Origin of the sequence: Acidimangrovimonas sediminis (assembly GCF_002871005.1) — a bacterium.
Classification (GTDB): domain Bacteria; phylum Pseudomonadota; class Alphaproteobacteria; order Rhodobacterales; family Rhodobacteraceae; genus Acidimangrovimonas; species Acidimangrovimonas sediminis.
Genome location: NZ_PHSN01000012.1, coordinates 22099 through 43341 on the forward strand (window position 1 = coordinate 22099; position 21243 = coordinate 43341).

18 protein-coding genes are annotated in these 21243 nt (G+C 67.8%); 8 read left to right on the forward strand and 10 right to left on the reverse strand.

Annotated elements, in window-relative coordinates; translation table 11 throughout:
* Nucleotides 1-7: 7 nt before the first annotated feature.
* From CVV76_RS11240 to CVV76_RS11275, 8 genes are all read left to right on the forward strand, one after another.
* A complete protein-coding gene (locus CVV76_RS11240) occupies nucleotides 8-1642 on the forward strand; it encodes an AMP-binding protein (protein ID WP_102224747.1) in 1635 nt (544 codons plus the stop codon).
* Complete coding sequence (locus CVV76_RS11245) at nucleotides 1642-2850, forward strand: thiolase family protein (RefSeq protein ID WP_233192819.1); 1209 nt, start codon at nucleotides 1642-1644, stop codon at nucleotides 2848-2850. Before CVV76_RS11240 ends, CVV76_RS11245 begins: the two co-directional genes overlap by 1 nt.
* Complete coding sequence (locus CVV76_RS11250; RefSeq protein ID WP_102224748.1) at nucleotides 2847-4085, forward strand: SDR family NAD(P)-dependent oxidoreductase; 1239 nt, start codon at nucleotides 2847-2849, stop codon at nucleotides 4083-4085. Before CVV76_RS11245 ends, CVV76_RS11250 begins: the two co-directional genes overlap by 4 nt.
* Nucleotides 4082-4894: a cyclase family protein gene (locus CVV76_RS11255; RefSeq protein WP_102224749.1), complete on the forward strand. Its 813-nt coding sequence runs from the start codon at nucleotides 4082-4084 to the stop codon at nucleotides 4892-4894. Before CVV76_RS11250 ends, CVV76_RS11255 begins: the two co-directional genes overlap by 4 nt.
* A complete protein-coding gene (locus tag CVV76_RS11260) occupies nucleotides 4891-5622 on the forward strand; it encodes an SDR family NAD(P)-dependent oxidoreductase (protein WP_102224750.1) in 732 nt (243 codons plus the stop codon). The genes CVV76_RS11255 and CVV76_RS11260 overlap by 4 nt, the downstream gene beginning before the upstream one ends.
* A 95-nt stretch (nucleotides 5623-5717) precedes the next feature.
* Entirely contained in the window at nucleotides 5718-8087 is a 2370-nt protein-coding gene (locus tag CVV76_RS11265) for an oxidoreductase (RefSeq protein ID WP_102224751.1), read from the forward strand.
* Complete coding sequence (locus CVV76_RS11270; RefSeq protein WP_102224752.1) at nucleotides 8084-8530, forward strand: acyl-CoA thioesterase; 447 nt, start codon at nucleotides 8084-8086, stop codon at nucleotides 8528-8530. Before CVV76_RS11265 ends, CVV76_RS11270 begins: the two co-directional genes overlap by 4 nt.
* On the forward strand, nucleotides 8530-10095 hold the full coding sequence (locus CVV76_RS11275) for an ATP-dependent acyl-CoA ligase (protein WP_102224753.1): 1566 nt from the start codon (nucleotides 8530-8532) through the stop codon (nucleotides 10093-10095). Before CVV76_RS11270 ends, CVV76_RS11275 begins: the two co-directional genes overlap by 1 nt.
* Nucleotides 10096-10098: 3 nt before the next feature.
* Here CVV76_RS11275 and CVV76_RS11280 read toward each other — a convergent pair whose 3' ends face one another.
* The 10 genes from CVV76_RS11280 to CVV76_RS11325 form a co-directional block, all read right to left on the reverse strand.
* Complete coding sequence (locus CVV76_RS11280; protein ID WP_102224754.1) at nucleotides 10099-10527, reverse strand: organic hydroperoxide resistance protein; 429 nt, start codon at nucleotides 10525-10527, stop codon at nucleotides 10099-10101.
* Between the two features lie 34 nt (nucleotides 10528-10561).
* The gene (locus tag CVV76_RS11285; protein ID WP_199178573.1) at nucleotides 10562-11347 is read right to left on the reverse strand and encodes an aspartate/glutamate racemase family protein; all 786 of its coding nucleotides are present in this window, start codon (nucleotides 11345-11347) and stop codon (nucleotides 10562-10564) included.
* A gap of 19 nt (nucleotides 11348-11366) precedes the next feature.
* Nucleotides 11367-12077 (reverse strand): ABC transporter ATP-binding protein, encoded by a 711-nt coding sequence (locus tag CVV76_RS11290; RefSeq protein WP_456297913.1) that lies wholly within the window; start codon nucleotides 12075-12077, stop codon nucleotides 11367-11369.
* A 5-nt stretch (nucleotides 12078-12082) separates the two neighbouring features.
* A complete protein-coding gene (locus CVV76_RS11295; RefSeq protein ID WP_102224757.1) occupies nucleotides 12083-13855 on the reverse strand; it encodes a branched-chain amino acid ABC transporter ATP-binding protein/permease in 1773 nt (590 codons plus the stop codon).
* The gene (locus CVV76_RS11300; RefSeq protein WP_102224758.1) at nucleotides 13852-14895 is read right to left on the reverse strand and encodes a branched-chain amino acid ABC transporter permease; all 1044 of its coding nucleotides are present in this window, start codon (nucleotides 14893-14895) and stop codon (nucleotides 13852-13854) included. The genes CVV76_RS11295 and CVV76_RS11300 overlap by 4 nt, the downstream gene beginning before the upstream one ends.
* A 34-nt stretch (nucleotides 14896-14929) precedes the next feature.
* Nucleotides 14930-16135 carry an ABC transporter substrate-binding protein gene (locus CVV76_RS11305; protein WP_199178574.1) on the reverse strand — a complete coding sequence of 402 codons (1206 nt, stop codon included), beginning with the start codon at nucleotides 16133-16135 and terminating at the stop codon, nucleotides 14930-14932.
* A gap of 315 nt (nucleotides 16136-16450) precedes the next feature.
* Nucleotides 16451-17473 carry a GlxA family transcriptional regulator gene (locus CVV76_RS11310; protein WP_102224759.1) on the reverse strand — a complete coding sequence of 341 codons (1023 nt, stop codon included), beginning with the start codon at nucleotides 17471-17473 and terminating at the stop codon, nucleotides 16451-16453.
* 42 nt (nucleotides 17474-17515) lie between these two features.
* Nucleotides 17516-18961, reverse strand: a complete 1446-nt coding sequence (locus CVV76_RS11315; RefSeq protein ID WP_158243139.1) for an FAD-binding oxidoreductase — start codon at nucleotides 18959-18961, stop codon at nucleotides 17516-17518.
* 53 nt (nucleotides 18962-19014) lie between these two features.
* Nucleotides 19015-20073, reverse strand: a complete 1059-nt coding sequence (locus CVV76_RS11320) for an ABC transporter substrate-binding protein (RefSeq protein ID WP_102224761.1) — start codon at nucleotides 20071-20073, stop codon at nucleotides 19015-19017.
* Between the two features lie 51 nt (nucleotides 20074-20124).
* Nucleotides 20125-21231 (reverse strand): ABC transporter ATP-binding protein, encoded by a 1107-nt coding sequence (locus CVV76_RS11325; RefSeq protein ID WP_199178575.1) that lies wholly within the window; start codon nucleotides 21229-21231, stop codon nucleotides 20125-20127.
* Between the last annotated feature and the right edge of the window lie 12 nt (nucleotides 21232-21243).

Sequence of the window (21243 nt, forward strand, 5' to 3'; positions counted from 1 at the left end):
GATCCCGATGACCTTCCTTCCCGGCACGCTGGACGACGCCTCCGTCTTCGCCCGCTTCGCCCGCATCGCGCGCGCCTATCCCGACCGGCCCTTCCTGTCGGTGCTGCCCGGCACCGCCGCGGCCTATGGCATCGCGGCGCAGGAAATCCCCTACGGCACGGCGCTGGCCGAGATCGGGGCGCTGGTCGCGCAGTACCGCGCGGCGGGCTACGGGCCGGGGCACCGGGTGGGTCTCCTGCTGCAGAACCGGCCTGCGTTCATCTTTCATTGGTTCGCGCTCAACGCGCTCGGCGCCTCGGTCGTGCCGATCAACCCCGACCTGCGCGCGGCCGAGCTGGAATACCTGATCGCGCATTCCGAGATGGTGCTTGCCGTGGCGATCCCCGCGCGGCACGCGGATCTGGCCGGGGCCGCGGCTGCGGTCGGTTCGGCGATGCCGGTGATCGCTGCCGAGGCCGCGCCGCCGCCCGCGCCCTTCGCAGCGACGCAGACCCCGATCACCCGCGACACGGAATGCGCGCTCCTCTACACCTCCGGCACCACCGGGCGGCCCAAGGGCTGCGTGCTCACCAACACCTATTTCCTGCTGGCCGGCGAATGGTACGCTTCGGTCGGCGATCTCTGCACCCTGAACGTCGAGCCTGCGGAACGGATGCTGACGCCGCTGCCGCTCTTCCACATGAACGCCATGGCCTATTCGCTGGTGGCGAGCATTACCGTGGCGGGCTGCATCGCCATCCTCGACCGGTTCCACCCGCGCAGCTGGTGGGCCACCGTGGCCGAATTCGACGCGACCGTGATACATTACCTCGGCGTCATGCCCGCGATGCTGATGTCGGCGGCGCCGAGCGCGACAGACCGCGCCCACCGCGTCCGCTTCGGCTTCGGCGCGGGCGTCGACCGCCTGCTGCACGGCCCGTTCGAGGAGCGCTTCGGCTTTCCCCTGCTGGAGGCCTGGGCGATGACCGAGACCGGCGCCGGCGCCGTGGTGATCGCCAGCCGCGAACCGCGCCAGATCGGCACGTCGTGCTTCGGCAGCCCTGGTGCGGATGTCGAGGTGTCGATCCGTGCCGATGGCGGGACCGAGGCGGGGGTGGACATGCCGGGCGAGCTTCTGGTGCGCCATGCGGGCGCCGACCCGCGGCTGGGGTTCTTCCGCGAATACCTGAAGGATGAGAAGGCCACCACCGAGGCGTGGGAGGGTGGATGGTTCCACACCGGCGATGTCGTCAGCCGCGACGCGCAGGGCCAGCTGCATTTCGTCGACCGCAAGAAGAACGTCATCCGTCGCTCGGGCGAGAACATCTCGGCGGTGGAGGTCGAAAGCGTGCTTGGCCGGCATGAGGCCATCGCCCAGATCGCCGTCGCCCCCCTGCCCGACCCGGTGCGCGGCGAAGAGGTCGCGGCGCTGATCGTGCCGAAGGCGCCAGGGGCGGATGCCGCGCTGGCCGAGGAGATCGTGCGCTGGTGCCTGACGCGGCTTGCCTATTACAAGGCGCCGGGGTTCGTGGCCTTCGTCGAGGCGATCCCCCTGACCTCGACCGAGAAGATTCAGCGCGGCGCGCTGCGCCAGGCGGTGGAAGAAGCGGTGGCCGAGGGCCGCGCCATCGACACCTGCCACCTGAAGAAGCGGATCGCCTGATGCCCCCCGCCCTGATGAAGCGCCCCCGCGCGCCCTATCGCGACATCGCCGTGGCGGTGCCTGTCTCGCTTCCCTATGTGCGCTATTCCATCGACAGCGCACATTGGTGGATCGCGCGCGCGCTCAAGGCGCTCTGCGACGGTGCGGGGATCGTGCCTGCCGATGTCGACGGGCTCTCGGTCTCCAGCTTCACCCTCTTTCCCGACAGCGCGGTGGGGCTGACCCAGCATCTGGGCCTCACCCCGCGGTGGCTGGACAACATCCCCATGGGCGGGGCCAGTGCGGTGGTGGCGCTGCGGCGTGCGGCAAGGGCGGTCGAGGCGGGCGACGCCACCATCGTCGCCTGCATCGGCGCCGACGCGAACCAGGTGGACAGCTTCCGCAAGCTCCTCTCCTCCTTCTCGCGCTTTGCGCAGGACGCAAGCTACCCCTACGGCTACGGCGGTCCGAACGGCTCCTTCGCGCTTCTGTCCGATCACTACATGCGCACCACCGGCACCACGCGCGAGGATTTCGGCAAGATCTGCGTCAGCCAGCGCGATAACGCGCTGACCTACCCGCAGGCGATCATGAAAAAGCCCCTGACGATGGAGGCCTACATGAACGCCCGGCCCATCGCGGACCCGATTCACCTTTTCGATTGCGTCATGCCCTGCGCGGGGGCCGAGGCCTTCCTCGTAACTTCGCTGGACGTGGCGCGCGACCTCGGGCTGCCGCATGCGCAACTGACCGGCGCGATCGAGCGGCACAACGCCTTCCCCGACGACCCGATCCAGATGCGCGGCGGGTGGGAGATGGATATCGACGAGCTTTACGGCATGGCCGGCACCACGCCCGACGGGATCGACGTGCTGGAAACCTACGACGACTACCCGGTGATCGTGATGATGCAGCTGGAGGATCTGGGGTTCTGCCCCAAGGGGGCGGCGAAAGACTTCGTGCGCGCCCATGATCTGACCAGCGCCGGGGACTTTCCGCACAATACTTCGGGCGGGCAGCTGTCGGCCGGGCAGGCCGGGGCGGCGGGCGGCTATCTCGGGCTGGTCGAGGGGCTGCGGCAGGTCACCGGGCAGTCGCTTTCGCGGCAGGTGCCGGGGGCGAAGCGGGCGCTGGTGTCGGGCTTTGGGATGATCAACTACGACCGGGGGCTGTGCACCAGTGCGGCGATCCTGGAAGGGCCAGGACCGCAGGAAGGGGCAGGCACATGACCGATCCGATCGCCCCGCCGCCGAAGAAGGATCCGCAGGCGGTCACCCTGCGCCCCGAACTGCCCCCAGTGCAGCGCAGCCGCGCGGCGTTGAAGCTGACCGCGGCGGCCAGCCGGGGCGGGTTCGCGTTGCAGGTCTGCGATGCCTGCGGCACGGTCAGCTACCCCGCCCGGGATGCCTGCGCGAAATGCCTGTCCACCGCGCTGACGGTGAAACCCGTGCCCCCGGGCGGCGAGGTGATCGCCGAGACGACGATCCGCACCTCGACCGATCTTTATTTCCGCCAGCGCATGCCATGGCGCGTGGGGATGGTGCGGCTCGACGCCGGGCCGTCGCTGGTGGTGCACCTGCATGGCGACGTCGCGGTGCCGGGCCGGGTGCGGATGATCCACAAGCTGGACAAGGGCGGCAACGCGGTGCTGATGGCGCTGCCGGAAGGGAGATCCGCGCATATGGAAGACGATCCCGAGTACCGCGAGCTGACGGCGAGCCCGAAGCACCGTCGCATCCTCGTGACCGCCGGGCGCGGGGCAGTCGGGCAGGCCGTGGCGCAGGCACTGCTCAAGGCCGGGGCCGCGCATGTCTTCGTGGGCGTGGCCGAGCCGTGGAAGCCCTTCGCCGGGCAGGAGGCGTTGGCCAACACCCCGGGGATCGAGGTGGTCCCGCTCGACCTGACCGACACGCGGTCGGTCGCGGAACTGGCGGCGAGCATCGGCGGCAAGACCGATATCCTGGTGAACACCGCCGAACATGTGCGCCCGGGCGGCGCGATGGATGGCGGGATGATCGCCGCGCAGGATGCCTTTGCCGTCAACGTGTTCGGCCTGCAACGGCTGGCGCAGGCCTTTGGCCCCGCGATGCGCGGGCGGGGCGCCGACGGGGTGAATTCGGCTGCCGCCTTCGTCGACGTGCTGCCGGTCTCGGCGCTGGCCGCGAACCCGGCCTTCGCGCTCCACTCCGCCACCGCCGCCGCGCGGCTGTCGCTTCTGCAAAGCCTGCGGGCCGAGCTGCGCCCCGGCGGCGTCCGGGTGATGAGCGTCTTCACCGGCCCGGTGGACGACGCCTGGCGCGAACATGTGCCGCCCCCCAAGGTTGCCCCCGCGCAGATCGCCCGCGCCGTGGTGACCGCGCTGGCAGAGGGGATCGAGGACAGCTTCGTCGGCGATGTCGCCAAAGATGTCGCGGCGCGCTTCTACGACGACCCGAAAGTCACGGAACGGGAGATGAGCCAGTGAGCACGGATCTGAACGGCGCCGGTGTGCTTTCCGCCCTCGCCGGAGCGCTGGCGGGCGGCGGGGTCGAGATCGTCGACCTGAGCCATGTCCTGTCGCCCGAGATCCCGGTGATGGTGCTGCCGCCGGAATTCGGCCAGTGCCAGCCGGTGCGGATCGAGGAGGTCTCGCGCTACGATGCGCGCGGCCCGGCCTGGTACTGGAACACGATCACCCTGAGCGAACATGCTGGCACCCATTTCGACGCGCCCGCCCATTGGGTCACCGGGCGGCATCTGGCGCAGGGCACGGTGGACGACCTGCCGCTCGACCATCTCGTGGCGCCCGCGGTGGTACTGGACTTCTCGGCCGAGGCCGCGGCGGACGAGGATTTCATCCTGACCCGCGCCCATCTGGAAGATTGGGAGGCGGCGAACGGAAAGATCGACCCCGGCTGCTGGGTCCTGTTCCGCACCGACTGGGCGCAGCATGTGACGACGCCCAAGTACCTCAACCTGCGCGAGGACGGCCCGCATTCCCCCGGCCCCGACGCCTCGGCGATCGAGTTCCTGGTGCATGAACGCGGCATACTCGGCTTCGGGACCGAGACGATCGGAACCGATGCGGGACAGGGCAGCCACCTCAGCCCGCCCTACCCCGCGCATTCCATCCTGCACGGCAACGGGCGCTATGGGTTGCAATGCCTCGCCGGGCTCGACCGCCTGCCGGCGCGCGGGGCAATCCTCTTCGCCGCGCCCTTGAAGATCCGCGACGGGTCGGGCAGCCCCCTTCGCGTGCTGGCCCTCGTCCCCGGGAAAGGATCCGCGGCATGACCAGCGCCCCCTATACCGCCATCGTTACGGGTTCCAGTTCAGGCATCGGACGCGAGATCGCGAAGGAAATGCTGGAGAAGGGCTGGAAGGTGATCGGCCTCGCCGCCGAGACGGGCGATCTGGAAGATCCCAACTTCACCCAGATCGTGGTCGACCTGCTGGACGGCGACGCAACGGCCAAGGTGGCGGCCGAGATCGCGGCAAGGCACGAGGTCAGCCATATCGTTCACAACGCGGGGCTGATCTGGCCGAACCCCGTTTCCGACGTGCTGCCGGAGCATGTCGCGGGGTTGACCCAGCTGCACGTCACCTCGCCCATGATCCTGACGCAGGCGATGCTGCCCGCGATGCGCAAGGCGGGCTTCGGGCGGGTGGTCTTCGTGTCGTCCCGCGCGTCCATGGGGGTTCCCGGGCGCACCGCCTATTCCGCCACCAAGTCGGCGATACACGGCATGGCCCGCACCTGGGCGCAGGAGCTGGGCCCCGAAGGGATCACCGTCAACGTGGTCGCCCCGGGCCCGGTGCTGACCGACAACTTCTGGGGCATCATCCCCAAGGACGGCGAGCGCCAGCAGCGCCTTGCCGACCAGTTGCCCGTGCGACGGATCGGCACGCCGGAGGACGTGGCGCGCACGGTCCTGTTCTTCTGCGACCCGGCCGCGGGCTACATCACGGGGCAGGTCCTCTTCGTCTGCGGCGGCAGCTCTCTGGGCGGGATCTCGCTTTAGCCTTCGGGGCCGCGCAGGTCTTTCCCGGGCTTGCGCGACCCCATAATTATAGTTTAAGTATAAAATAAATTCGGCATCCGACAGGAGGGCTCCTCATGCGTATCACGGTGATCGGCGGCGGCCCGGGGGGCCTTTACTTCGCGCTTCTGACCAAGAAGCAGCGGCCCGACTGGACGGTGGAGATCTTTGAACAGAACCGCGCCGACGACACCTTCGGCTTCGGCGTCGTCTTCTCGGACGAGACGCTGCACGAGTTCCTTTCCCGCGACCGGGCCTCCTTCGACCGGATCCGGGGCGAGCTTGCCTATTGGGACGATGTCGCGGTCCACAAGGACGGGGAGGAGCTGCGCTGCGCCGGCAACGGCTTTGCCGGGATCTCGCGCATGACCCTGCTGAAACTGCTGCAGGAGCGCTGCCGCGAGGAGGGGGTGGAGATGAACTTCTCCGCCGCAGTAGACCCGGCCACGCTGCAGGAACGTTTCGCGGACAGCGACATCATCGTCGCCGCCGACGGGGTGAATTCGCGCATCCGCGAGACCTTTCGCGACAGTTTCCAGCCCGACGTGTCGATGAAGGCGAACCGCTTCTGCTGGATGGGTTCCACCCGCCCGATGGACGAGTTCAACTATTTCTTCAAGGAGACCGAGCACGGCATCGTCTGCGCCCATTGCTACCAGTACGAGGCCGGCCGCTCCACCTGGGTGTTCGAGATGGACGAGGCCTGCTGGCAGGGCCACGGCTTTTCCGAATTCGACGAGGAAGACACCCGCCAGCGACTCGAGGCGCTGTATGCCGAGGAACTGATGGGGCACGGCTTGCTCACCAACCGCTCGGTCTGGCGCCGCTTCCCGCGGATCTTCTGCCGCAACTGGTGGCACGAGAACATCGTGATCCTGGGTGACGCCAAGGCCTCGGCGCATTTCTCGATCGGGTCGGGGACGAAGCTGGCGATGGAATGCGCGATCGCGCTGTCCGACAGTGTCCTGGCCAACGAAGGCGATGTGCCCGCCGCCTTCCAGGCCTATGACGATGCCCGTCGCACGCCCTGCCAGATCATCCAGCACAACGCCGACGTGTCGCTTGCGTGGTTCGAGCACATGAACCGGTCGTGGGACATGGAGCCCGCGCAATTCGCCATGGTGGTGATGTGCCGCGCCAAGTCGATCACCTACGACAACCTGATCGTGCGCGACCCGGGCTTCGTGGAAAAGGTCGACACCGCCTATTACGAACGCCTGTTCCGCGAGACCGGCGACGATTACCGCCAGAGCCGCCCGACACCGATGTTCACCCGCTTCCGCCTGCGCGGGATGGAGCTACCGAACCGCGTGGTGATGTCGGCCATGGCGCAGTACAGCGCCGAGGAGGGCGAGCTGACCGACTGGCATTTCGTGCATTACACCTCGCACGCGCTTGGCGGCGCGGGGCTGGTGTTCACCGAGATGACCTGCCCCTCGCCCGACGGCCGCATCACCCTTGGCTGCCCCGGCCTCTGGTCCGACAGCCAGGAGGCCGCATGGAAGCGGATCGTCGATTTCGTCCATGCCAATTCGGAAACGAAGATCTGCATGCAGATCGGCCATTCCGGCCGCAAGGGCTCCACCCAGCTCGGCTGGGAGAAGATGGACCGCCCGATCGCCGATACCGGCAGCAACTGGCCCGTCGTCTCGGCCTCTCCCCTGCCCTATCTCGACGGCGTGAGCCAGGTGCCCCATGCCCTCGACCGCAAGACGATGGACCGGATCCGCGACGATTTCGTCGCCGCCACCGAACGCGCCGCCCGCGCCGGTTTCGACATGTGCGAGCTGCACTGCGCCCACGGCTACCTGATGGCCAGTTTCCTGTCGCCCCTGACCAACACCCGCGACGACGATTATGGCGGCAGCATCGAGAACCGTCTGCGCTATCCGCTGGAGGTCTTCGCCGCAATGCGCGCGGTCTGGCCCGAGGATCGGCCGATGTCGGTGCGGATCTCGGCCTCCGACTGGGCCGAGGGGGGGATTTCCGAAGCGGATACCTTCGCCATCTCCGAGGCCTTCGCGACGGCGGGCTGCGACCTGATCGATGTCTCGGCCGGGCAAACCGTGGCAACGCAGAAGCCCACCTACGGCCGGATGTTCCAGGTGCAATTTGCCGAGGCGATCCGCAACGTGCCGAAGCTGGCCGTCATGGCGGTCGGTGCGATCACCGAGCCGGGGCAGGTCAACACCATCCTGCACACCCGCCGCGCCGATCTGGTGGCGCTTGGCCGGCCGCACATGTGGAACCCCTATTTCACCCGTCAGGCCTCGGCCTGGTACGATGCGCGCAACCAGCACTGGCCGCGCCAGTACCTCTCGGGCCGCGACCAGGCGCACCGCGAGATGACGAAGACGCGCGAGCAGGAGATCGAGCTGCGGCGCAAGGCGCGCACCCGGCCGATCCAGCCCGCCGCCCCCGCCCTGCCCGGCAAGGCCGCGGAATGAGCGGTGAGGTCTTTCGCGCCCGCTACACCCTGCGCTTCGGCCAATGCGATCCCGCGGGGATCGCCTTCTTTCCGCGGTTGATCGAGATGATCAACTGGGTGGTGGAGGACTGGTTCGCAGGCCCCATCGGGCAGGATTTCGCGACGATGCACATGGGCGCGAACTTCGGCGTTCCTGCCGCCGCGCTGAGCGTCGATTTCGTGGGGCCGGCCCGGCTGGGCGAGGTACTGGCCTACGACCTGCGGGTCGCGAAGATCGGCACGAGTTCGATCACCTTCGACATCCGCGCGGCGGTCGAGGGCGGGGCCGGGGTCCTGCGCGCCCGGCACACCATCGTCGCCTGCGACCTTTCGGGTGCACGCCCGCGCCCACGGCCGATCGATGACGCGATGCGGGCCCGGATGGCGCCCTTCCTGATACCCGAGACCGGAGACAAGGCGTGATGACCGACCCGCGCGTGCTGCCCGACCTGCTTGCCGAACGTGCCGAAAGCTGTGGCGAAGCCGAGCTGGTGGTGTTCGAGGGCGACAACGGGGCGGAAAGCTGGAGCTATGCCGAAACCGCGGCGCGTGCCGCCGCCCGGGCGGGCGCTCTGGCCGAGGCGGGGGTGGGCCGTGGCGACCGGGTGGCGCTGATGCTGACCAACCGGCCGGAACTCCTCGAGGTGATCCTCGGCTGTCTGTGGCTCGGCGCGGTGGCCGTACCGGTCAACGTGGCCTCGCGCGGGGTCCAGCTGCAGCACATCCTGTCGAATTGCGGCGCCCGGCTGATGGTGATCGAGGCCGGCCTCGCCGAGTGCCTGTCGACACTGGAGATGGACGCGCTGGCGGTCGAGCGGATCTGGATGCTGGACATCGGCGCCGGGCACCCGCTGGCGGTGCCCTTCCCGCCGCCGGGCGACGCGACGACGCCGGCAAAGCTGACAGCGGGCGACACGGCGGCGATCGTCTACACCTCGGGCACCACCGGCCCGTCGAAGGGCGTCTGCTGCCCTCATGCGCAGATCTGGTGGTGGGGGAAGAACACCGCCGACATCCTTGGCCTGACCGAGGGCGAGCGGCTTTACACGGTGCTGCCGCTCTTTCATGTCAACGCGCTGAACACCTTCTACCAGGCGCTGATCACCCGCTCCACGGTGATCTTCGGGCGCAGGTTCTCGGCCTCGGGATTCTGGCCCGCGGTGGCGCGGCACCGCGCGACCGTCACCTACCTTCTGGGCGCCATGGTGCCGATCCTGCTTTCACGCCCCGAAAGCCCCGCCGACCGCGACCATTGGGTGCGCCTCGCCCTCGGCCCCGGCGTGCCCCAGCGGTTCCACCAGCCCTTCGCCGAACGGTTCGGTTTCGCCCTGATCGAGGGCTACGGCTCGACCGAGACGAATTTCGTCATCGCGGCGACACCGGAGACCACGGGCGACGGCACGATGGGCCGGGTCCGCCCCGGGTTCTCCGCCCGCGTCGTCGACGACCACGACGAGCAAGTCCCCCCGGGCACGGCGGGGGAGCTGATCCTGCGCGCCGACGAACCCTTCGCCTTCGCCTCGGGCTATTTCGGCATGGCCGAGAAGACGGTGGAGGCCTGGCGTAACCTGTGGTTCCACACCGGCGACCGCGTGGTGCAGGAGCCCTCGGGCGCGTTCCGTTTCGTCGACCGGATGAAGGACGCGATCCGCCGGCGGGGCGAGAACATTTCCTCCTTCGAGGTCGAGCAGGTGCTGCTCTCGCATCCCGGGATCGGCTCGGTCGCGGCCTTCCCGGTACGGTCCGAGATGGCCGAGGACGAGGTGATGGTGGCGGTAATCGCCGCCCCGGGGGTGGTGCTGGACCCGGTCGAGCTGATCGACTTCTGCCGCCCCCGCCTGCCCTATTTCGCAATCCCGCGCTACATCGAGACGGTCGAGGCGCTGCCGGTCACGGAAAACGGCAAGGTGCGCAAATACGTGCTGACCGAACGCGGAGTGACCCAGGCGACCTGGGACCGGGAGGCCGCGGGCATCCCGGTCCGCTGAGGCTCAGCCTGCGCTCAGCGTCACCTCGATATTGCCGCGGGTGGCGTTGGAATAGGGGCAGCGGGCATGCGCCTCGGCCAACAGCTTTTCCACCACCGCGGTATCGACCCCGGGCACCGAGGCGGTCAGCGCCACGACCAGCGCATAGCCCACCTCGACCGGCCCGAGCGAGACCTTGGCGGTGATCGCCGTCTCGGCCGGCAGCGATACCTTGCCCTGCCGCGCCACCAGCTTCAGCGCCGAAAGGAAGCACGCGGCATAGCCCGCTGCGAAAAGCTGTTCGGGGTTCGACCCCTCGCCGCCCGGGCCGCCGATCTCCTTCGGCACCGAGAGGGACAGGGTGAAGCTGCCGTCGGGGCTTTCCACCTTGCCGTCGCGGCCGCCATGGGCGGTCATTTCGGTCGAGAACAGGATCTTTTCGGGTTTCTGCATGCTGTGTCCTTTCGTCAGGTTCTGCGCCGGAAGATCAGCGCGGCCGCCCGTCCCGCACAAGTGCGCGGAAATCGGCACGGGCGCGGTCGGGGGCAAGGGCGAAGCTGGGGCCGCGGCTGGGGCCGATGCCGTCGATACCGCGGAGCGAGGCCCACATCTCGGCGGCCTTCAGCCCGACCGACGCGCAGTTGATAACCGGCGCATGGCCCACGCGGAACCCCTTCTCGCCGCCGATCAGAAGGCCCGGCAACACCCCCGCGGGCACGATCACGTCTGCCCCCGCCTCGACCAGCGGGCGGGCGCAGGCGCTGAAATCGGCCAGCATCTGTTCCTTGGCGGCGGTGTCGCCGGCGAAGGCCGCGCTGAAATCCTCGGGCCTGCAGGCCATGCCGGTGACGTGGCGCACGCGGTCGGCGATGCCCATCCGCTCCGCCTGTTCGTAATGCCAGGTCTCGAACACCGGATCGAGGGTGACGAGGCCAAGCCGCCGCCCCAGCGTCAGCGCGGCATAGAGCGTGGCCTCGCCGGCGCCGATCACCGGGATCTGCAAGGCCGAGCGCATCTCGTAAAGCCCCGGGTCCTGGAAATGGCCGATCACGCAGGCGTCGAAACCGTCCTCCTCGGCCTGAAGCGCGTTGTCGATGGCCAGCACCGCGCAGCGCATCTCGCTCAGCCGGCCGAAGTCGCGGTCGGGGGGCGAGATGCCACGCACCACCACCTCCGTCCCGGGCGCCGCGACGGCGTTGAGGTAGGCCGAGAGCCGCTCCATGTAGGGGCGGCTCGCGCTCTCGTCGATGAAACTCTGCCAGTGGATCTTCATGGTTCTTCCGCCCTGAAGGCTAATGCCCGGCGCCAAGGTAGGTGGCGATCAGGCGCGGATCGTGGATCAGCCCCTCGGCCGGGCCGGAATGGCCGATCTCGCCGGTCTCCATCACGTAGCCGAAATCGGCGGTCTCCAGCGCCGCACGGGCGTTCTGTTCGACCAGCAGGATCGACACCCCGGTCTCGCGCAGGGACGAGATGATGTGAAATATCTCGCGGATGATCAGCGGCGCAAGGCCGAGGCTCGGCTCGTCCAGCATCAGAAGCCGCGGCCGCCCCATCAGCGCGCGTCCCAGCGCCAGCATCTGGCGCTCCCCGCCCGACAGGGTGCCTGCCTTCTGCGTCCGCCGTTCGGCCAGGCGGGGGAAGCGGTCGAAGACGGCGTCCATGTCGCTGCGCACCCGCGCCCGGTCGTGCCGCCCGATGAACCCCCCGAGAAGAAGGTTGTCGTAGACACTCATGTCCGCGAAGAGCTCGCGCTTCTCGGGCACGAGGCAAAGCCCCATCTCGATGCGCTTCTCGGTCTCGAGCTGCGAGATGTCCTCGCCGTCGAACCGCAGGGTGCCGCCCGCCCGCAGAAGGCCCATCGCGGCGGTCAGCAGGCTGGTCTTGCCGGCACCGTTGGGGCCGATCACCGTGACGATCCGCCCCGTCTCGACGTTCAGCGAGACGCCGCGCACGGCCTCGGCCTTGCCATAGGAGACGGTAAGGTTGTCGATCTCGAGCAGGGCCATCAGGCGACCCCCCCGAGATAGGCTTCCTGCACCCGCGTGTCGGCGCGGATCTCGGCCGGCGTCCCCTCGCAGAGCTTGCGGCCGAATTCCATCACCACAATGCGGTCGACGAGGTTCATCACGAACTCCATGTCGTGCTCGACGATCAGGATCGTCAGGCCTTCCTTGCGCAGGTTCGCCAGCAGCTCCGCCAGCCGCAGCTTCTCCTGCCGGCGAAGCCCCGCGGCAGGCTCGTCCAGCACCAGCAGCACCGGATCGGCGGCCAGTGCGCGCGCGATCTCCAGCACCCTTTGGTTGCCAAGCGGCAGGTTGCCGGCAAGCTCATACGGGTCGGCGTCGAGGCCCACGCGCGCGAGGTCGTCCATCGCGACCTGCCGGGCGCGCGCCTCCTCGGCCCGGTCGAGGCGCAGCATGCCGGCAAGGAAGCTTGCCTTCGTGCGGGTGTGGGTGCCCAGCATGACGTTGTCGAGAAGGGTCATCCGCGGCCGCAGCTTGACGTGCTGGAAGGTCCGGGCGATGCCCGCCTGCGCGATCTTGCGCTGCGCGGCGGGGGTGATGTCCTGCCCGGCGAAGCGGATCGTGCCGGCGCTGGGGCGCAGCGCCCCCGTGACAAGGTTGAACATGGTGCTCTTGCCCGCGCCGTTCGGCCCGATCAGGCCGAGGATCTCGCCGCTCTTCAGCTCGAAGCTGACCTCGTCCACGGCGACCAGCCCGCCGAAGCGGCGCGTCGCGGCCTCGACCGACAGAAGCGGCAGGCCCGGCGTGGGCTGGCTGCGCCGCGCCAGCGGCTCGGCCCGGGCGGGGCGCGGCGGGGCCTGCTTGGGCAGAAGCCCCGCGACGAAGGGCACGATCCCTTCGCGCGCGTATTGCAGGAAAAGGATGAACAGGGCCGAGAAGACGACCACCTCAAGCTGGCCCGCGGATTTGGGAAAGACCACCGGCAGCCAGTCCTGCAAAGAATTCTGCAGCAGCGTGATCAGCGCCGCGCCGACGATCGCGCCCGACAGGTAGCCCGAGCCGCCGACCATCGCCATCATCAGGAACTCGATCCCCATGGTCACGTCGAACGGGGTGGGGTTCACGTAGCGGATCATGTGGGCATAGATCCATCCGGCGAAGGCGGCCATCATGGCGGCGATGACGAAGGTGACAAGCTTTACCCCGAAGGCGTTGATGCCCAGCGATTCAACCATCGAGGTGCCGCCACGCAGCGCCTGCATCGCCCGCCCCATGCGCGAACCCAGAAGGTTGTGCGACAGCCAGATCGCAACCAGCAGCAGGAACCAGATCAGGAAGTAGATGCGCCCCGACGCCTCGAGGCTGATCCCCGCGATGGTGATCGGCGGGACGTCGGGAAGGCCGGTGTTCTGCCCCAGCCCCGGCAGGTTGCCGAAGGAGAAGTAGATCGCCAGCCCCCAGGCGATCGTGCCGAGCGACAGGAAGTGCCCCTTCAGCCGCAGCGTCACCGCCCCGAGGATCGCCGCCACCAGCGCCGTCAGCACCAGCGCCAGAACCAGGCCCAGCCAGGGCGATCCGTGCATCACCGTGGTCATCCAGGCCGTCGAATAGGCCGCGATCCCCATGAAGGCGGTCTGCCCGAACGACACCATCCCCCCCACGCCCGTCAGAAGCACGAGGCCGAGCGCGACCAGCGCATAGAGGCCGATGTAGTTCATCAAGGTGATCGAGAACGGCGCCAGCACCCAGGGCGCGGCGATCAGCAAAAGCACCCCGACCGCCAGCGCGGAGACCTGCATCCTGCGGGAGGTCATTCGTCGATATCCTCTTCGGAATGCGCGAAGGTGTAGGAACGCCACATCAGCACCGGTATCAGGACGCCGAACACGATGACTTCCTTGAAGGCGCTGTTCTGGAAGGCGGCAAAGCTTTCGAGGATGCCGACGAACAGCGCGCCGATGGCGGTGACCGGAAAGCTTACCAGTCCGCCGATAATGGCGCCGACGAAGGCCTTCAGCCCGATCAGAAAGCCCGAATCGTAGAAGATCGTGTTGACCGGCGAGATCAGGATCCCCGAGATGCCCGCCAGAAGCGAGCCCAGCAGGTAGGCGATCGTGCCCGCCCGTTCCGGGCGGATCCCCATCAGCCGGGCGCCGGTGCGGTTCACCGCGGTCGCATGCAGCGACTTGCCGGTGATGGTGAATTCGAAGAACAGGAACAGCAGGCCGCTGAAGATCACTGCCGCCGCCATGATCATCAGGGTCTGGCCCGACACCGGCACGCCCGCAACCATGACCATGTAGTCCGACATCGGCTCCGTCCGCACGCCCTCGGGCCCGAAGAACAGAAGGCCGAGGCCCACCAGCGCGAAATGCAGCGCGACCGAGACGGTCAGCAGCAGAAGGACGGTGCCATCCGCGATCGGGCGGAACACCACCCGGTCGAGAAGCGGCGCGATCGGAAGGATCAGCGCCAGCGCAAGGATGATCGTTACCGGCAGCGGCAGGGTCATCCCCGCCGTGGCCCAGACCGCCGCCGCCGGAATGAGCGGCAGCACGAGGTAGAACAGCAATGCCCGCGGGATCTGCCCGGGCCGGCGCGCCCGCGCAAGGCGGATCACCTCCAGTAGCGTTGCAAGCGCCGCCAGTGCGGCCACCAGCCCGACGGTGCCGGGCAGGTGCTTGGTCTGAAGGGCCGACAGCGTCAGCGCGGTAAAGGCCGCGATGTCGCCGAACGGCACGAAGATGACCCGCGTGACCGCGAAGATCAGCACGAAGCCGAGCGCGATCAGCACATAGATCGACCCCGTCGTCACGCCGTCGACGGTCAGGAAGGCGGCAATCTGTGCCGTCATCGCTTTGCCCGCCGCTGCCGGAACCCTTTGCGCATCACGGCTGATAGATCCACTTGCCGTCTTCCAGCTTCACCACGACAAGGCCGCGCTCGTCGGTGTTGTAGGCCTTGCCCGGCTTGAAGTTGTAGATCGCATGCACCCCGGCAAGGTTCTTGTCGGCATAGATGCCGTCCATGATCGCCTTGTGGAAGGCGTCGGTGCCGGGCTTCACGCCCTTGTCCAGCGCGTAGTGCATGGCGTTCAGCAACACCAGCCAGCCGTCGAAGGTGTAGCCGGAGAAGCCGTCATCGGCCTCGCCGCCGTTGACCTTCTTGAAGATCTCGTGGAACTCGGTCCCGATCTTCTTCGAGAAATGGTCGGCGGGCAGCTGGCTGGTGACGATCACCGGCCCGGCCGAGACCTCAACCCCGTTCACCGCCTTGCCGCCCACACGGATGAAGTCGCGGTTCAGAAGGGCGGGCGTGCCGTAGAACTGGCCCTTGTAACCCAGCTGGCGCAGCGTGATCAGCGGCAGCGCCGCCTGCGTGGCCGAGCCGCCGTCGAGCAGCGCGTCGGGCTTTGTCGACAGCACCTTGAGCGCCTGCGCCTGCACGCTGGTGTCGGTGCGCGAATACCGCTCGTTCGTCGTGATTTCGGGGCCGTCGCCATCCTTGTGGGCGGCCATCGCGCCGTTGTAGACAAGATCGCCCCAGGCGTCGGAATAGCCGATGAAGCCCGCGGTCTTGACCCCGTCCTTCTTCATCTTCTCGGCGATCACCTTGATCATCAGCGACGGAAGCTGCGGCATCGCCACGCCCCACAGGTTGCCATCCGCCGGCGTCTTGATGTTGACCGGCGAGATCGCGATGAACGGCACCTTGAGCTCGTTTGCGACCGCGAACATCGCGTTGGTCGAGGTGGCCGAGGAGGTGCCGATGATCGCGTCGACATGCTCCTGCTGGATCAGCTTTCGGGCCTCCTGGCTTGCGGTCGCGGGGTCGGATCCGTCGTCAAGTCGGATCAGCTTGATCTTCTGTCCGTCGATCTCGTCCTTGTAGGCATAGGCCGCAGTCATGCCCTTGTCGTAGAGCACGCCGATCGAGGCCGACGGCCCGCTCAGCGAGGTGACGAAGCCGATCGTGATGTCGGCCCGGGCCATCCCGGCCCCGGTGGTGGCGGCAAGGGTCGCCGCCAGCGTCAGCGCGAAACGGTTGCGGCCCCGGCGTCGGGGAACGGACCCGTTCATGTGGGTAGGTGTCATGCGAAGCTCCCTGTCGTGGTCATGTCGGGCGGCGATGCCGTCCTGATCGGTCGGGCCGGGGTTTCGAACGCCTGCCCTCACCCGCCACGTCGCCATGCCCACCCGCGGTGCGGCATGACGCCCGGATCCCGGCGCGGCGACAAGCAGAGCTGACTTCTTTCCCCTGTTATTATTTGAAGCTTAAAGTGGTTGCGTTCGCGCTGTCAATAAGCCTGTGGACCCTCTGCCGCCGATCCCCGGGCCCCAGGCAACCCCTCTCCCCTTCCAGCCCGTGGCGAGCGGAAGGCCTGGGTTCATGTCACGAAGACGCGGTACTCAGCGTCCTGCGGAAAGGCGGGCCGCCTCGTGGCGCAGCGCCGCGCGGTGCTGCTTGCGCATCCGCAGGGGCGTGGTGCCATAAACCTCGCGGTAGACCATGGAGAACCGCTCGGGGAAGCCACAGGCAAGGCCGATTTCCTGGATGCTCATGCCGGTGTTCAGCAGAAGGTTGTGCGCACGCGCCAGCCGCAGCCGCCGGTAATAGGCGTTGGGCGAGGCGGCGAGCCGGTCCTGGAACCGCCGCTCCAGCGACCGGCTGGAAACGTGCAGCATGCCGGCGATCTCGCGGATCGGCATCGGGATCTCGATATTGTCCTTCATGATCCGGATCGACCGGTCGAGCAGGTCGTCGCCAGTGACCGGACCGCGCGCCCCGCCGTAGGGTTGTTGCGAGGCGAGGTCGCGGATCCTCTCGTGCAGGAAGATGTCGGTCAGCGTCGTCAGGTCGGCCGGGCCGATATGGCCGCGGATAAGCGACAGCACGACGTCAAGCGTGCTGCCCATCCCCGCGCAGGTGACGATCCGGCCCTGCTGGCTGGCGAGCCGGGCCTCGGCATCGAAGGGTTGAGGGCGTTCGCGCAGGATCGCGGCGTTTTCCCAGTGGGTCGAGAGACGCGCGGCCCGGGCGCGGTTCTCGGCGATGAAGCGGGTCGCGGCCTCGGCCAGCAGGAAGGCGGTGGCGCCACGGCTGGTGTAGCGGTTGATCGCCGAACCAAGCGACAGCGCGGGCGTGTCGGGGTTGCTGTTGCCGACGACGAAGAGATAGGACGCCGCGGGGCGCGCCGGGATCGTCTCGGTGCGCAGGATCGCGCCGCTCGAACTGGCCACATCGCCGCCCCGCTCCGACCGGACGGCCCAGTCGAACACCTGGCGCGCAGCGACGCGGTTGGCGATGCGCAGCGCGTCGGCGATGGCGGCGAATTCGGTCAGCACGAAGCCCGGCGCCACGATGATGTCGAAGGTCACGAGCCGGTCGGGAACCTTGGCGGCCGGCTCAGGGAGAGGATGGTGCAGCGTCATCTCGGTGTCTCCTGCGGGCCGCCCCGGACGACGGGCGGCCGGTCACAGGAACAGCTTGCTCGGGTTCATGATGCCGTTCGGGTCGAACACCGCCTTGATCCCCTTCATCAGGGCAATCTCGACCGGCTGCGCGGATTTCGCAAGCCGTCCGCGATAGCTCAGCCCGATGCCGTGCTCGGCGGTGATGGAACCCTTCAGTTCGGCCACCACCCCGTCGATGATCTCGTCCAACACGGCCGAGACTTCCATATAGGCGTCGCGGTCGGCGAAACGGTCCTTCGCGAACATCACCACGAGGTGCATGTTGCCGTCTCCCATGTGCCCCACGTAAAGCGGCAGGGCCTCGGGGAAGCGGGCGACGATCCGCGCGCGGGTCAAATCGACATAGGCCTGTTGCGCCTCGAGCGGGACAGAGCTGTCATGCGACATGTTCGGCCCGGCGTGGCGGATCGCGTCGGAGACCGCGTGGCGCAGGAACCAGAAATCCTCGGCCTGGGCCGCGTTCTGGGCGATCACCGCGTCCCGGGCGTGGCCCTCCTCCAGCGCGGCGGCCAGCGCCTCCTCGAACGCGCCGCGCAGGTCGGCGTCGGCCCGGCCGTCACAGACCTCCAGCAGCAGCGTCCAGCGCGGTACCGTCTCGAACGGCATCCGCGCGTCTTTCATCTCGCGCAGGATCAGGCGGATGTAATCGGCCTCCGTGATTTCGGCCGAGGTGACGCGCTCGCCGAAAGCCGCCTTCATGTGGCGCAGGATCACCAGCGCGTCGTCGACGCTTTCGACCGCGACAAGCGCGGTTTCGCGGCTCAGGGGCGCAGGGGCGATCTTCATCACTGCGGCGGTGATCACCCCGAGCGTCCCCTCCGAGCCGATGAACAGCTGTCGGATGTCATAGCCGGTGTTGTCCTTGCGCAGACGGGTCAGCCCGTCAAGCACCTCACCCGACGGCAGCACGACCTCGAGCCCGAGCACGAGGTGCCGCGTCACACCGTAGCGGATCGCCGCCGTTCCGCCCGCGTTGGTGGCGATGTTGCCCCCGATTTGGCAACTGCCCTCGGAACTGAGGCTGAGCGGGAAATACATGCCCTGCGCATCCGCCGTCTCCTGCAGCGCCTGCAGGACGCACCCGGCCTCAACCGTCATCGTCTCGTCCAGGACCGAGATGTCGCGGATCCGGTTCAGACGCCGGAGCGACAGGCCGATGCCGGGGATCTCAACCCCGTCCGGGCCGGTCTTGCCGCGCACGGCAGCCCCGCCGACAAGGCCGGTATTTCCACCGATTGGCGTGACCGGCACGCCGCGCGCGTTGCACAGCGCCATGATCGCGCTCACCTCGGCCGTGTCGGCCGGCTCGACAACGCAGAGCGCCTGCCCCTCGTAGCTGCGGCGGACGTCGATCATGTAGCCGGCAATCCGGTCGGCGGCGGTCAGCACATGGGCCTCGCCGGTGATCGCGGCGAGAGCGGTAAGGAAGTCTGTCGTGTCGAGCATCGTGTACCGTAGGGAGGGGACCGCCCCGAAGACCCCGGGGCGGTCGGTGGGGATCAGGAGATCATCCATTCCGAATAGCGGCGCTGGACGGCATCGAAGTTGTCACCCCACCACTCGGCGTTGATGATGACGTTCTTGCCGTTGCCGAGGTCGGGCAGATAGCCACCCTCGGAACTGGCCTTGATGTCGTCGAGCACGGACTGGACGTTGGGCACGAAATACCCCGCCAGAGACCAGGCCTTCTGCTGCTTCGGCTTGAGGCAGAACTCGACGAACTGCATCGCCGCTTCCTTGTTCTTCGACCCCTTGGGAATGGCGAAGAAGTCGAGCGAGTTGTTGGTCTGCTCGAACGAGAAATCGAGGTTGGCGCCGTTCGTCACGGCAGCTTTCACGCGGTTGTAGTAGCTGTAGGAGAAATCGGCCTCGTTCTGCACGACAGAGCTGACCTGCTCGGGCGTGGAGCTTGCGAATTTGGAGATGTGCGGCTTCAGCTCGTCGAGCTTCTTGAACGCGCGGTCCACGTCGAGCGGGTAGAGATCCTTGGGCGCGACACCGTCGGCAACCAGCGCGGCCTCAAGTGCCTCGGGCGCGAGGTGACGCATACAGCGGCGGCCGGGGAATTTCTCGACGTCGTAGAACCCCGCGAAATCCACCGGGTGCTTGTCGGGATTGCGCTTGGTGTCCCACAGGATCCCGCCGCTGTAGAGATACATCGGCATGTAGAATTCGTTCGGCTTTTCCACCAGGCCCGAGGTCTTCAGCAGCGCGTCGTCGAGCGGCTCCCACAGCTTGTCCTTGGCACCGGAGGTGGCAAAGGCGGCCGGCGCGTCGACCACGTCCCAGGTGACGGAGTTGCTCAGGACCTGCGCCTTGACCTTGGCCATGTCGCCATTGTCGACAAGCTGCACCTCGATCCCGGTCTCGGCGGTGAAGGGTTCAACGAAATTCGCCTTGACCATGTTGTGGTAATTGCCGCCCCAGGAGGTGACGGTGATCTTCTTGTCAGCAGCCCGGGCACGCCCGGTGAAGACGGCCGGCGCGGCAAGCACGGTGGCCCCGGCGGCGACGCCGCGCAGAAGGCCCCGGCGGGTAAGATCGGTCTTTCTGGTCATGTCAAAGTCTCCCTGTGATTGCTGGTCGTGCTTCTTGTTTCAGTGCCTGTTTCAGGTCTTGCCGAACTCGGGATCGGGCGGCAGCAGCCGGGCCGCATCGGGCCCCCAGCCGACCCGAAGCCGCGCGCCGCGCTGCGGCCGGGCCCGGTGCGCCGAGCTGCCCTCCTGCACGATCAGCCGATGGCCGTTGTCCGCCTCGAGGTAGTGCCGCAGGACGCCCCCCAGCACGATCGAGTCGCGTACCGTCGCCTCGATTCCGGGCCAGCCGGATGCGGCATCGGAGGCGGGATCGAAGCGCATCGCCTCGGGACGGACCATCAGCACGCCCGCGCCCGTGGCCGGGGCGCCGGGCTGCGGCGCCGGCAGGGGCAGCGCGCCAAGCGACGTCCTGAACTGACCGGCCGACGCGTCGATCGTGCCCTCGACCAAGTTGGAACTGCCGAGGAAATCCGCCGCGAACAATGTCCGGGGGCGGAAGTAAAGGTCTTCCGGCGCGCCCTGCTGTTCGATCCGACCCTTGCGCATCAGGACGATCCGGTCCGACATCGACAGCGCCTCTTCCTGGTCGTGGGTGACGTAGATCATCGTCACCCCCAACTCGGCATGCAGGCGCTTGATCTCCAGCTGCATGTCCTCGCGCAGTTTCTTGTCCAGCGCGCCGAGGGGTTCGTCCATCAGGATGATCGAGGGTTCGTAGACGATGCAGCGCGCGAGCGAGATCCGCTGCTGCTGCCCACCCGAAAGCTGCTTCGGCTTGCGGTCGGCCACGTGTGCCAGCTGCACCAGCTTCAGCGCGCCCTGCACCCGTCTGGCGATCTCTTCCTTCGACAGGCGACGCACCTGAAGCGGGAAGGCGATGTTCTGAAACACCGTCATGTGCGGCATCAGCGCGTAGTTCTGGAACACCATGCCAAGGCCGCGCTTGTTGGTCGGCAGGTGGGTGGCATCGCGGCCGTCGATCTCGATCCGGCCGCCGCTGGGCTGGGTCATCCCGGCAATCAGGTTCAGAAGCGTCGACTTGCCCGAACCGGAGGGCCCGAGGAGCGTCACGAACTCTCCCTTGCGCACCGAAAGGTCTACCTGGTCGAGGGCGGTGAACGTGCCGTAGGTCCGGGTCAGGCCGGTAACGCGGATCATCTGGGTCGCGGAATCTGTCATCCGGTTGATCCC

Excerpts from the sequence above, each read along its gene's own strand:
- CVV76_RS11295 (WP_102224757.1), bottom strand. The coding sequence starts at position 13,855 with ATGACCTCCCGCAGGATGCAGGTCTCCGCGCTGGCGGTCGGGGTGCTT.
- CVV76_RS11320 (WP_102224761.1), bottom strand. The coding sequence starts at position 20,073 with ATGACCAGAAAGACCGATCTTACCCGCCGGGGCCTTCTGCGCGGCGTC.
- CVV76_RS11265 (WP_102224751.1), top strand. The coding sequence starts at position 5,718 with ATGCGTATCACGGTGATCGGCGGCGGCCCGGGGGGCCTTTACTTCGCG.
- CVV76_RS11250 (WP_102224748.1), top strand. The coding sequence starts at position 2,847 with ATGACCGATCCGATCGCCCCGCCGCCGAAGAAGGATCCGCAGGCGGTC.
- CVV76_RS11300 (WP_102224758.1), bottom strand. The coding sequence starts at position 14,895 with ATGACGGCACAGATTGCCGCCTTCCTGACCGTCGACGGCGTGACGACG.
- CVV76_RS11275 (WP_102224753.1), top strand. The coding sequence starts at position 8,530 with ATGACCGACCCGCGCGTGCTGCCCGACCTGCTTGCCGAACGTGCCGAA.
- CVV76_RS11305 (WP_199178574.1), bottom strand. The coding sequence starts at position 16,135 with ATGACACCTACCCACATGAACGGGTCCGTTCCCCGACGCCGGGGCCGC.
- CVV76_RS11260 (WP_102224750.1), top strand. The coding sequence starts at position 4,891 with ATGACCAGCGCCCCCTATACCGCCATCGTTACGGGTTCCAGTTCAGGC.
- CVV76_RS11285 (WP_199178573.1), bottom strand. The coding sequence starts at position 11,347 with ATGAAGATCCACTGGCAGAGTTTCATCGACGAGAGCGCGAGCCGCCCC.
- CVV76_RS11280 (WP_102224754.1), bottom strand. The coding sequence starts at position 10,527 with ATGCAGAAACCCGAAAAGATCCTGTTCTCGACCGAAATGACCGCCCAT.
- CVV76_RS11325 (WP_199178575.1), bottom strand. The coding sequence starts at position 21,231 with ATGACAGATTCCGCGACCCAGATGATCCGCGTTACCGGCCTGACCCGG.
- CVV76_RS11245 (WP_233192819.1), top strand. The coding sequence starts at position 1,642 with ATGCCCCCCGCCCTGATGAAGCGCCCCCGCGCGCCCTATCGCGACATC.
- CVV76_RS11310 (WP_102224759.1), bottom strand. The coding sequence starts at position 17,473 with ATGACGCTGCACCATCCTCTCCCTGAGCCGGCCGCCAAGGTTCCCGAC.
- CVV76_RS11240 (WP_102224747.1), top strand. The coding sequence starts at position 8 with ATGACCTTCCTTCCCGGCACGCTGGACGACGCCTCCGTCTTCGCCCGC.
- CVV76_RS11270 (WP_102224752.1), top strand. The coding sequence starts at position 8,084 with ATGAGCGGTGAGGTCTTTCGCGCCCGCTACACCCTGCGCTTCGGCCAA.
- CVV76_RS11315 (WP_158243139.1), bottom strand. The coding sequence starts at position 18,961 with ATGCTCGACACGACAGACTTCCTTACCGCTCTCGCCGCGATCACCGGC.